The organism is Enterococcus villorum, assembly GCF_007990225.1.
GTDB lineage: Bacteria > Bacillota > Bacilli > Lactobacillales > Enterococcaceae > Enterococcus_B > Enterococcus_B villorum.
Genome location: NZ_BJWF01000028.1, coordinates 23,791 through 35,675, shown reverse-complemented (window position 1 = coordinate 35,675; position 11,885 = coordinate 23,791). Strand labels below are relative to the sequence as shown.

10 protein-coding genes are annotated in these 11,885 nt (G+C 34.1%); 3 read left to right on the top strand and 7 right to left on the bottom strand.

The genetic code is table 11. From position 1 onward, the window contains the following. Window positions 1–177 precede the first annotated feature (177 nt). Complete coding sequence (locus EVI01_RS09720; RefSeq protein ID WP_010752644.1) at window positions 178–705, bottom strand: PilN family protein; 528 nt, start codon at window positions 703–705, stop codon at window positions 178–180. Window positions 706–882: 177 nt separating this feature from the next. Between EVI01_RS09720 and clpP the strand changes: the two genes are divergently transcribed. After that, entirely contained in the window at window positions 883–1,476 is a 594-nt protein-coding gene (gene clpP, locus EVI01_RS09715; protein WP_010752645.1) for an ATP-dependent Clp endopeptidase proteolytic subunit ClpP, read from the top strand. A gap of 86 nt (window positions 1,477–1,562) precedes the next feature. Here clpP and EVI01_RS09710 read toward each other — a convergent pair whose 3' ends face one another. The 4 genes from EVI01_RS09710 to efrA form a co-directional block, all read right to left on the bottom strand. After that, complete coding sequence (locus tag EVI01_RS09710; RefSeq protein WP_010752646.1) at window positions 1,563–2,051, bottom strand: gamma carbonic anhydrase family protein; 489 nt, start codon at window positions 2,049–2,051, stop codon at window positions 1,563–1,565. A 241-nt stretch (window positions 2,052–2,292) separates the two neighbouring features. Beyond that, a complete protein-coding gene (locus EVI01_RS09705; protein ID WP_010752647.1) occupies window positions 2,293–2,583 on the bottom strand; it encodes an ADP-ribosyltransferase in 291 nt (96 codons plus the stop codon). A 926-nt stretch (window positions 2,584–3,509) separates the two neighbouring features. Further along, the gene (gene efrB, locus EVI01_RS09700) at window positions 3,510–5,276 is read right to left on the bottom strand and encodes a multidrug efflux ABC transporter subunit EfrB (RefSeq protein WP_010752648.1); all 1,767 of its coding nucleotides are present in this window, start codon (window positions 5,274–5,276) and stop codon (window positions 3,510–3,512) included. Next, window positions 5,273–7,003: a multidrug efflux ABC transporter subunit EfrA gene (gene efrA / locus EVI01_RS09695; RefSeq protein WP_010752649.1), complete on the bottom strand. Its 1,731-nt coding sequence runs from the start codon at window positions 7,001–7,003 to the stop codon at window positions 5,273–5,275. The genes efrB and efrA overlap by 4 nt, the downstream gene beginning before the upstream one ends. Window positions 7,004–7,388: 385 nt before the next feature. Here efrA and EVI01_RS09690 point away from each other — a divergent pair, with 385 nt between their 5' ends. Both EVI01_RS09690 and rnjA read left to right on the top strand, forming a co-directional pair. Beyond that, window positions 7,389–7,601: a DNA-directed RNA polymerase subunit epsilon gene (locus EVI01_RS09690; protein WP_010752650.1), complete on the top strand. Its 213-nt coding sequence runs from the start codon at window positions 7,389–7,391 to the stop codon at window positions 7,599–7,601. Window position 7,602: 1 nt separating this feature from the next. Next, the gene (gene rnjA / locus EVI01_RS09685; RefSeq protein ID WP_010752651.1) at window positions 7,603–9,291 is read left to right on the top strand and encodes a ribonuclease J1; all 1,689 of its coding nucleotides are present in this window, start codon (window positions 7,603–7,605) and stop codon (window positions 9,289–9,291) included. Window positions 9,292–9,768: 477 nt separating this feature from the next. On the opposite strand, the gene EVI01_RS09680 is transcribed toward rnjA, so the two are convergent. Then, entirely contained in the window at window positions 9,769–10,200 is a 432-nt protein-coding gene (locus EVI01_RS09680; RefSeq protein WP_010752652.1) for a GNAT family N-acetyltransferase, read from the bottom strand. 768 nt (window positions 10,201–10,968) lie between these two features. Next, window positions 10,969–11,244, bottom strand: a complete 276-nt coding sequence (locus tag EVI01_RS09675; RefSeq protein WP_010752653.1) for a hypothetical protein — start codon at window positions 11,242–11,244, stop codon at window positions 10,969–10,971. Window positions 11,245–11,885 lie beyond the last annotated feature (641 nt).

The window sequence follows — 11,885 nt, the reverse complement described above, 5'->3', positions numbered from 1 at the left end:
TGCTGTAAAATGAATTCTTTTATTCATAATGGATAAATTGAAAGTAGCTATTTTTTCTCCATTCATTTTGATTTACTTGGCAAAAACACTAAAAATAAAAAACTTTGTAAAAGTTAATGAAATCATTTTACAAAGTTTTTTTATTAATAATTTGAATGACAATCGTTCAAAAGCTGGTTAACTCCAAACGTCATCTTTTGAGAAGAAGCCGATGGGTTGCCGTGTGACATTTTTTAATTGCACTTTTTTCTCATTGATCATTTCTGTCAGATTATCTGTAAAATTCTCTAAGATCACTCGGCCACCTTTATAAGCATAGCCACCTATCTTCATGGTTTCATCTGGAGAAAGAACAACTTTTCGATGGGCGATATTCTTAAACAATTCTTCTAAAATATAATTGGGAAGATAGAAGTTATTTTGAGCCGAAAATGACTGTAAATAAGCGAAGTCATCTATCGTGATATAGCAATCATCAAACGCATCAAAACTAACATATTCTTCTAATAATGTTGCTCGTTTTTGTAAAATTTCATTGATTTTTTTGTTCAATTGGTTTAACGTTTCAATCTCTTTGACTTTTAATTCTAATTCTCGTCTTCGCTGTTCTTTATTTTCAAGATGGCGCATTTGCACCGCCATGCCTATATATACTAAGATGGCACCTAATAAAACACCTATAAAACCGACAATACCAACTATCAATTAGCGTTCCTCCTTGTTGTCTTCTTCCATTTCATCATAACATAAACCAGACTAAGCAGACTATTTAAAAAAGTTTTTTATTTGACCTTTATTGACCAAAAATGTATACTACTTTTTAGGTACAAGAAATAAATTTATGTTACACTATTTCTAAAGAAATAAAGGAGGAACCTTATTATGAATTTAATTCCTACAGTTATCGAACAATCCTCTCGTGGCGAAAGAGCTTATGATATTTACTCACGACTATTGAAGGATCGTATTATCATGTTAAGCGGACAAGTAACAGATGATCTTGCAAACTCAATCATCGCACAATTACTTTTCCTAGATGCACAAGATTCTGAAAAAGATATTTATCTTTATATCAACTCTCCTGGTGGTTCTGTTACAGCAGGTATGGCGATCTACGATACGATGAACTTTGTAAAAGCAGATGTTCAAACCATCGTCATGGGAATGGCTGCTTCTATGGGTAGTTTCTTACTAACAGCTGGAAAAAAAGGCAAACGCTTCGCTTTACCAAATGCTGAAATCATGATCCATCAACCGCTTGGTGGTGCACAAGGGCAAGCAACAGAAATTGAAATTGCTGCCCGCCATATTTTACAAACACGTGAACGCTTGAATAAAATTTTAGCAGAGCGTACTGGTCAACCACTGGAAGTGATTGAAAAAGACACAGATCGTGACAACTATATGACGGCTGAACAAGCAAAAGCCTATGGTTTAATTGATGAAGTGATGGAAAATAGCACTTCTTTAAACTAGCCACTACTTCGATAATAAAGGACAATGAGTCTACTCAAATGAGAGGCTTACTGTCCTTTTTTGTTCGTATAGTTAAAGAAAATCCCCTAATATTGCTCTTTAAATTCACCTTTATTATACTGTTTTCCCAGATCAACATAATGCTGGATATTTTGTTGATTTTTTTCAATTTCATCTTTTGTTAATGGGCGAATGACTTTTGCTGGTCTGCCAAAAGCCAAGACATTTGGTGGAATAATTTTCCCTTCGGTCACAAGTGAGCCAGCGCCGATCAAACTATTTTCACCGATGACTGCATGATTCAATATCGTTGAACCCATACCAATCAACGCACCTTTTTCTATTTTGCATCCGTGAAGCATACACTGATGACCGACCGTTACATTTTCTGAAATTTCTACCGGTGCATCATGATCGACATGAATAACCGTCCCATCTTGGATATTGGTTCTGGCACCAATCTTAATCGAGTTGCTATCGCCACGAATAACCGCTTGATACCAAACCGTCACATCTTCCGCCAATTCCACTTTTCCAATAACTGTTGCATTGGGCGCAATAAATTTTTGACTCATCTTATGCTCCTCCTTCTCCATTTGCTCTCAATTATAGCAGATTATCTGATTTCTCTTCAAAAAATCGAAAATGTGGTATATGAAATATAGAAACGTAAAGTGGCAGTAAGCTAAAAAATCCGAACATCTCTCATTTGCTTCTAAATTTAATGGATGCAACTTTCCATTCAAACAACACTACTTGATGAGCTTTCGTTTATCCTGAAAATTTTTTACGCTAAAAATTGGCAAATTAAGCTATTTATTTTATGATTGAAGCATCTACAAGATAGCGAGTCTTATTTTTTAAATTGATTGTACTGACCCGATCGATGCGATATTTTTGATCTTTGTCCAAAAGCAGTTCTCGTTCAGAAGAAAAACCATCAAAACCATTCACAGAGACATATCCACCTGCAGTTTCTTTAGGAACATTTAAACGTAAAATAATATTACAGGCTGGTAATTGCACATTTCCGCTATAAACACTCGTACTCAGATAAGCTTTTTCTTTTTTTACCTGATTTAACCATTTGCCTTCAAAATCTTTCAATTTTATCTACAAAAGAAACATCCCCTCTTTTTTTCAAGAGCACTGAAGCCACTACTTTCTAATAGCATTCTCACAATTATTGCCCACTGCATTAGTTCATTGTTGAGGGAGAATCTGATCCGCAGAAACAATTTTTCTAATATTGATTCATTTTTAAACAATAATAGATCTGCCTATAGAGGCTATTTCTAAAGTAGTACTTATCTATTTAACTGCCTGAACAATCTCATCAATCGCTGAAATTTTTTCTTGAAGACAATTATTAATTTCTCAACAATAATTACTAATTACTTTACGACTTTTCTGAGAAAATTTAATTGAGTCAATTATCACTAACATCGACTTTATTTAAAATCAAATTGTCCATAAATAGAATCGAAATTTTCAGAACAAACTTAGTTTTTTCTATAACAAATGAATAGTCAAAAAAAGTTCATTTCACACAACATTCCAATTGACAAAGTAACATATCTAATCCACTACTTCTTATTTATCAATAAAATAAGTCATCCCTACAGGCTAAGTTGGATTTTCTTGTAAATAAAAAATGACTCAGCCACTTAGATAATTAGCTGAATCATTTTTTATTCTTATTTTTATTACTAAAATTAGTTGAGATGATGAAGTATTTCTTTTGCTAAATTTTATCGTTTTTCTAAATCTATTTTATAGACCTCCGCTTGCGCATGCCATCGTTTGATTGGTCGTTCATTTTCAATAAAATTAATTGAGTAACCGAATTTTTCTTATCCACGCAACGTTAAACGATCATTTTTTTATTTCAACAATTGGTTTGTTCAAAAATTCTTGCATGATAGTCTCTTCATTTTTTATTGATCCATTTAGCCTATCACTAACCACTAAAAATACCAAAAATCAAGTGGCTACATTTCTTTTGAAAATAAGAAACAAATCACTTCCACTACTTATTCTTCAACTGCTTCTTCTGCAAACTGACTATTGTATAATTTTTCGTAGAACCCACCTTGCGCTAATAAGCCTTCATGGGTTCCTTTTTCGATAATTTGCCCTTGATCCATAACTAAAATTAGATCAGCATCTCGAATCGTTGACAGACGATGCGCAATCACAAAACTTGTCCGACCTTCCATCACACGATCCATCGCTTTTTGAATCAAGGCTTCTAAACGGGTATCAACCGAACTAGTGGCTTCATCAAGTATCAGAATTTTAGGGTCAGATATAACCGCTCTTGCAATCGTTAGTAACTGTTTTTGCCCTAGAGAAACATTGTTCCCTTCAGCGTTGATCGCCATTTCGTAGCCATCAGGCATGGTTCTTATAAAGTGATCCACATTGGCTGTTTTTGCTGCATCCACAATTTCATAATCGGTTGCATCCAATTTTCCAAAGCGAATATTATCAGCAATCGTTCCTTCATAAAGCCAAGCATCTTGAAGAACCATCCCAAATAAAGAACGAACATCGCTACGACTCATCGTTTTTGTATCAATACCATCAATTTTTATTGCACCGTGGCTCACATCATAAAAGCGCATCAATAAGTTGATCAATGTTGTTTTCCCCGCTCCAGTCGGTCCCACAACTGCTACCGTTTGTCCAGCTTTCACTTCAAAATTTAAATCTTGAATCAATGGTTTTTTAGGATCATACGAAAAGTCCACATGTTCAAAAGAAACATTTCCAAAAATGTTCTCCGGTAAAGCCACATCTACTTTGTTTTCTTTTTCTTCTGGTTCATCTAAAATCTCAAATACTCGCTTTGTCGCAGCAGAAGCACTTTGTAACACGGACGATAGTTGCGTAATATTTCCCATTGGTTGGCTGATTTGCCAAATATATTGGATAAACGCTTGTAACTGCCCAACAACGATCACGCCAGTAATCACGTAAAAACTCCCTAAAACAGCCATTCCGATATAAGTTGCATAAGCTGTTAATTGAACCAACGGCATCATCAAACCTGAAATAAAGGACGCTCTAAACCCAAAATGTTTCAACCGATGATTGACTTTTTTAAATCCTTCAAGTGTTTGTTGTTCTCGACCGTAAACTTTTAACACACTGAAACCAGTCATATTTTCTTGAACGAATCCGTTTAAATCTCCTAATGAATTTTGCATTTCCTGGAAATATTTTTGCGAAGCGTTAATCACGCGTTTCGAAATCCAGATAGAGGCAGGAATCATGATCATTGAGATCAAAGCCATAATTGGTTGGATGTAAAACATCATTGCAGCTGCCATTGTAATTCCCAGAATAGCATTGACCACCCCAATAAAGGCTTGTTGCAGTGCACCGCTGACCGCATCGACATCATTTGTTACACGAGATAAGATATTTCCTTGTTGATTCTTATCAAAATAAGAAACAGGTAGACGATTGATTTTTTCTTCAATGTCTCTTCGCAAATCTTGCATCGCACTTTGAACAACGTTGGTCATCAAAACTCCTGAAAGTAATTGTGACACACAATACCCCAGTCCTGCTATCGTGATCCAGATCAAACAATTAAAAATATAAGAAAAATTGATTGATTCACCATTGGCGATGTTCCGACTAATTTCTGTCGTTGGTAAACCCACGACGTAAGGTAAGGCAGCATTGAATACGACCGTTAAAACAGTAAAGAGGATAACGAATAGAAATGTTAACTGATAAGGTTTAATGTATCGCGCTAATCTTTTTAAAGAGGAAAGGGTTTGTTTCATGCTAATTCCTCCTTCGATAATTGAGAAGCTGCAATGTCGTAATAAATTGGACAGTTTTCAAGTAATTCACGGTGTGTGCCTATACCCACGACTTCTCCTTCATTCAAAACAATAATTTTATCCGCATGCATAATCGTACCTACTCGCTGAGCCACGATCAACACAGTTGATTCAGTCGTCTCTTTTTTCAATCTTGCCCGAAGTTTTGCATCAGTTTGATAATCAAGTGCGGAAAAACTATCATCAAAAATATAAATTTCAGGACGACGGATAATGGCACGGGCGATAGCTAAACGTTGCTTTTGCCCTCCCGAAAAGTTTGATCCACCTTCTGAAAGAAGTTCGTTGTACCCGTCTGTTTTTTTGGAAATAAAATCGGTTGCTTGGGCAATTTCTGCTGCTCGCTCCATTTCCTCTTGCGTAGCATCTTCTTTACCGTATCTTAAATTATCTGCAATTGTTCCAGTGAATAATAAAGCTTTTTGAGGAATGAAACCAATTTTATTTCTTAATTTACTCAATCGATAGTGACGCACATCCACACCGTCAATCAAAATTTCGCCTTCACTGACATCATAAAAACGAGGAATCAATTGGATCAACGTAGACTTACCACTGCCGGTACTACCAATAAATGCGACGGTTTCACCTGGTGAAGCAGTAAAGCTAACATTACGAATCACCGGCTCTTGAGCATGTCCTGGATAAGCAAAAGTCACGTTTCTAAACTCGATGTACCCTTTTGTCGTTGTTTCAGATACACCGTTTGGATCTTCTGTTATCGCTGGTGAAGCATCTAATGCTTCTTGGATCCGTCCTGCTGAAACAGCCGCTCGTGGATACATCATAAAAACACTAGCAAATAACATAAATGAAAATAAAGCATGGAAAATATATTCAATGAAAGCAATTAAATCCCCTACTTGTAAAGTTCCAGCATCAATTTGGATCGTCCCACTCCATATGATCAAAACCATCACGATATTAAATAAAAAGTAAAAACCTGGCTGTGCAATAGCCATTAAACGAAATAAGCTTTTTGAACTTTTCGCATAGTTATCATTTACTTTCGCAAAACGTTTTTCTTCAAATTTTTCATTAACAAATGCTCTGATAACACGTAATCCAGAAAGGTTTTCTCTTAATATACTGTTGATCTTATCCAAATTTTTCTGTTGTTTTTTGGATAATGGTTCAGAAAATTTCGCAATAGCTATTACCGCTAATAGTAAAATAGGTAAGGCGCCAATGACATAAAACCCCAACGAAACACTCGTTCTCATCACCATATAAAGACTTACAATAAACATCATTGGGGCCATAAAACCAATTCTTAAGATGTTTTGTAAAAATAGCATAATCTGATAAGCATCATTAGTCGTACGAGTAATTAAAGAAGAAACGCCTAATGTTTCATATTCTTGATGGGAATAGCTTTGAATTTTTTGAAATAAATCATCACGAATGTCCGCCACAATATTCGTTGTGATTCTCGAACCAAAATACCCTAATAATATATTCATCACGATACCAATAACAGTGATCACAATCATCCATATTCCTTGTTGTTTTACATAATCAAAGTCATCATTGCGAATCCCTACATCGATCATACGTGCTAAAATTGTTGGTAGTCCTAACTCAATCAAAATAAAGCCGAACACGCAAATAAAATTTAGTATTAAGTATTTCTTGTAGCGCATAGTGTAGTGCCACATCAACTCCACTTTCTCATCTCCTTTTAATTAGAATAATTTAGCTACTAATAAAAATAATAGCACACTCCTATATTATATAGAACACATCTCTCATCAAAAATTATTTTTATTATATACAAATGATAAAAAACATTTTTTTATCCATCTAGTTGATTTCTATACTTATCCACTTTTTTATGCTAAAATAGCAACTAATGATTGTATGAATTCATACAGAAGGTACGGTTGAAGAAAATTCCGAACAGATAAGCAAAACGAGGCTTGTCTCTTTGATTAGAATCAATCATTTTAATCAAAGCATATAAAAATTCAGGTGGCTTGCCCGCTCGTTTTGTGTTGTCTGAAAAATCAACTAGCTAAATTACTGCATTATGCAGATAAAGGAGACAAAAACATGATTTACAAAGTATATTACCAAGAAACTAAAATTCGTAATCCCAAACGAGAACAAACAAAATCACTTTACATTGAGGCAGCTAGTGATGTTGAAGCTCGCCAACAAGTGGAAGAAAATACCCCATACAACATTGAATTCGTTCAACTTCTAGAAGGAAGCCATCTAGAATATGAAAAAGAAAATGCTGAATTCACACTAGTGGAGTTTTAATATGAAACTTTCCATCAAAAATAATGAGACAGGCGTCTTTGCTATTGGTGGATTAGGTGAAATCGGGAAAAACACGTATGGGGTACAATTTCAAGACGAGATCATCATTATTGATGCTGGCATCAAATTTCCAGAAGATGACCTTCTTGGCATTGACTACGTCATTCCTGACTACAACTACATCGTTCAAAATTTACACAAAGTAAAAGCACTAGTGATTACTCATGGACATGAAGACCATATTGGGGGGATTCCTTATTTATTAAAGCAAGCGAATATTCCCATCTATGCAGGACCATTAGCTCTAGCATTGATTACCAACAAGTTGGATGAACATGGTTTACTTAGAGATGCCAAAATGCACGAAATTAACGAAGACACCGTGATTCGTTTTAGAAAAACATCAGTAAGCTTTTTTAGAACCACTCATAGTATTCCGGATGCACTAGGTGTCGTCGTCAAAACGCCGTCTGGTAACATTGTCGCAACAGGCGATTTCAAGTTTGATTTCACCCCTGTTGGTGAACCAGCCAATTTGCATAAAATGGCTCGTATTGGTGAAGAAGGGGTACTTTGTTTATTATCAGATAGTACAAATGCTGAAATCCCGACATTCACTAAATCAGAAAAAACGATCGGTCTTTCAATTCTAAAGATTTTTGAAAAAATCGAAGGACGAATCATTTTTGCCAGCTTTGCTTCAAACATCTTCCGTTTACAACAAGCAGCAGATGCGGCGGTGGCTACTGGCAGAAAAATTGCTGTTTTTGGTCGAAGCATGGAAAATGCCATTGTTAATGGTCAACGCTTAGGCTACATCAAAGTCCCTGATGGAACGTTTGTAGACGCCCATGAGATCAATCGTTTACCTGCTAATGAGACGATGATTTTATGTACGGGTTCTCAAGGCGAACCTATGGCTGCTTTAAGCCGTATTGCCAATGGTACGCATCGTCAAATTCAGATCCAACCTGATGATACCGTCATTTTTTCAAGTTCACCTATTCCTGGGAATACAACGAGTGTCAACCATTTGATTAACTTACTCTCAGAAGCTGGTGCAGAAGTGATGCACGGAAAAATCAACAATATTCACACTTCAGGTCACGGTGGGCAAGAAGAACAAAAATTGATGCTTCGCTTAATGAAACCAAAATATTTTGTTCCAGTTCACGGAGAATTTAGAATGTTGAAAATCCATGCTTCTCTGGCACAAGATACAGGTGTCCCTGCAGAAAATTGCTTCATTATGGAAAATGGAGATGTTTTAGCTTTAACGAGTGAAACTGCTCGTCCTGCGGGTCACTTTGTTGCAGGAGATATTTATATTGATGGTAGTGGTGTCGGTGATATCGGAAACGTTGTTTTAAGAGATCGCCATTTATTATCTGAAGAAGGATTAGTTCTTGCAGTCGCTACTGTTGATATTAAAAAGAAAGAAATTCTTGCTGGTCCCGATATTTTATCTCGTGGTTTTGTTTATATGCGCGAATCCGGAGAGATGATCAACGAAGCACAACGCATTCTTTTCCGGGCTTTACGAGAGGTATTGAATGCACCTGATTGTTCCGAGCATAAGCTGAAAGAAGCAATGGCCGGAGCGTTACAACCTTTCTTATTAGAACGAACGGAAAGACATCCGATGATCATTCCGATGGTCATGACACCAGATGAAGAAAACAACAACTAAAAAAGAAGACTGGTTTTGATGCGTAAGCTCAAAATCAGCCTTCTTTTTTCTCTAAATTGAACAGTTTTTCTCCTCTAAATGCTTCTTATAGTCTGCTTTGAATATAAATAAACCAAATACTTTACTGACCAGATATCCCTATCTTCCTCTTCAAGATAAAACCAGTTTTCTACGCAAAATAGAGCTTTTTCACTTTCTTTTGGTTTTCTTTATAATAACAGTTATAGATAATAAAGATGTTTGTCGTGCAAATGCAAAGATTCCCATCGGTGCTTGGTTTATAAATGAAGCTTTTTTACACTTGTCATATATGGCGAAAGTAGAAGCAACTCTTTCAAAAAAATAAGTCGAAATTCACAAAAATTTGAAAAGCAATTCCCGTGAATTTTGACTTATTTTTCAGAGCTAAATGTTTTTGTTTCAATTTTTTTAGTGAAAATAAATTTTATAAACGAACTTATCAACTTAAATAACTATTTATTTCTTGATTAAATGAGCTATAGGATATGGTTTACCAAAACCATCTATTTTACTTTCTGAATCAATTTCAAATCCATGATCTAAATAAAACTTTTTCGCATGCTCATTTTGAGTATTAACATCCATTCTTTTAATGTTTTCAGTTTCAACCAAATTAAGCAATATTTTATTACCATATCCCTTACCTATGAATTCAGGATCAAGAAATAACATAACCAATTCATCATTGTTTATCCCGCTAAATCCGATCACTTTATCATCATCTACCCATAAATATAGATTAACATAATCTAAATTCTCTGGAATAATTTTTTTATAAAAATTAAAATCCTCTACAGACAAAAAATGATGGGTTGCCTTTACGGATTTCTCCCAAATTTTTAAAATTAATTTATAATCATTTTGAGTGATATTTTTTTTATTTAACATATTAATTCTCCTCTATTTCGTATTACTTTATATCATCTCCTTTCTATTAGTTCGTTAATTATTTTATTTGTGTATCCCCACGTAAAATATATATTCATTTCATCTATCCTCTCACTTTTACTTTAAAATAAGGATATCGAAAATACAAAATTTTTCAACCTGTCTCAACATTCTTTAGCTGCAGTAGATCAAAAGGCTAGACGATTACACCCAAATGATTTATTTGAGTTAACAAAAAAGAGCACCCACTTTTATATTTTTTTATGCGATACTTTTTTGACGTAAGAAGAGCCAGACCTTTTTGCCGGGGGTCTGGCTCTTTTATTACTAACTCTATTGAACGCACCACTATTAGTCTTAGCGCACCTAAAATGTAGCATCCTTACTGAAAACTTGCAACTTAATGCGTACAGACTTAACAGATCCTCAGACAGTGCGTACTAAACAATTACGTTATTCCAAGAAACGATCATAATTTTATTTTTTCAAGTGCTGGTTCTCTGTAAATTCTTAATCATTAGATCATTCAAATTATTATCAAAAATAACATGGTAATCAAATAGTTCATATTTTTTATTCAAATTTGAAAAACAAATTTTTAGTGAATTGTTTGTTATGGGTTTACTGTCTTCTTTCGTAAGATCAGATTGTTAGAACGTACCTATGCCCTGTGTTACCCATTATACTTTTTTCTAGACTAAAATATTTTCTGGAATGAAGACGGTAATAGATGTTACTAGAAACACTAAATAAAAGAAATATTTCACACTATTTTTCATGTCGGTTGTTTTTTCTTTTAATGATAATTGTTAAAAGAACGAAGACTAAACCATATAAAAACCAACGGTCATTCATAAAATCATTGGTCTTAGGATAACTTTGTAGTAATGTCTTGGTGCTTTCAGAAAGATTAGATGATTCAGGAGAATAATCATTTTTAAATTCAATTACTACACGTGAACCTTTTTGATCAGCTAATGCAGTAGTAGGAGTAAAACTGAAAATCAATAAGCATAGACCAATAAATATGAGTTTTTTCTTCATTCTTTTTCCCCTCCTTAATTGCTTGGACTATCTGCTAATACCCAATTGACACTCCCACGACTTAAGTCGCAAGCCTCATTTCTACAGAATGGAGGTGGGATTCTTTGGTGCTAGATCGTACGCTGTCTTTTATTGAATAATTCCCAAACAATCGTTGTTATGTCTAATATCACCTTAAAAGATTTACCATTTGATAAACATTCACAATATTCAACTGGTTCATTTATTGTATTTGCTCTATTTCTAACGAGGAAATACATTTGATCCAACTTATTTGTTATATATTATAAATAATTTATATTTTTTAATCAAATATTAACTATATAATAATAAATTTAAACTACGTCTACCTATACAGAAACATCAGTTATTTTAATTTTTTTTAATTAACAAAATTACTTTTTTATTTTTAATCTAAACATTAAAAATTATCAAAAAGAAAAATATTGTTATTTTGTTAGAATCAACAATTATTCAAAGTTCATTTTGAAAAATTTTTTAAAGCAAATAGAATAAATATATGTTTTTTATTTAACAGAAATAAATCAATTTATCTTTTTTATTCATTATTTCAAACCAGATTTTATCGATTGAAACATCTTAACTTCCCATGTCTATTGACCAAAAATTTTTCTTTCTCT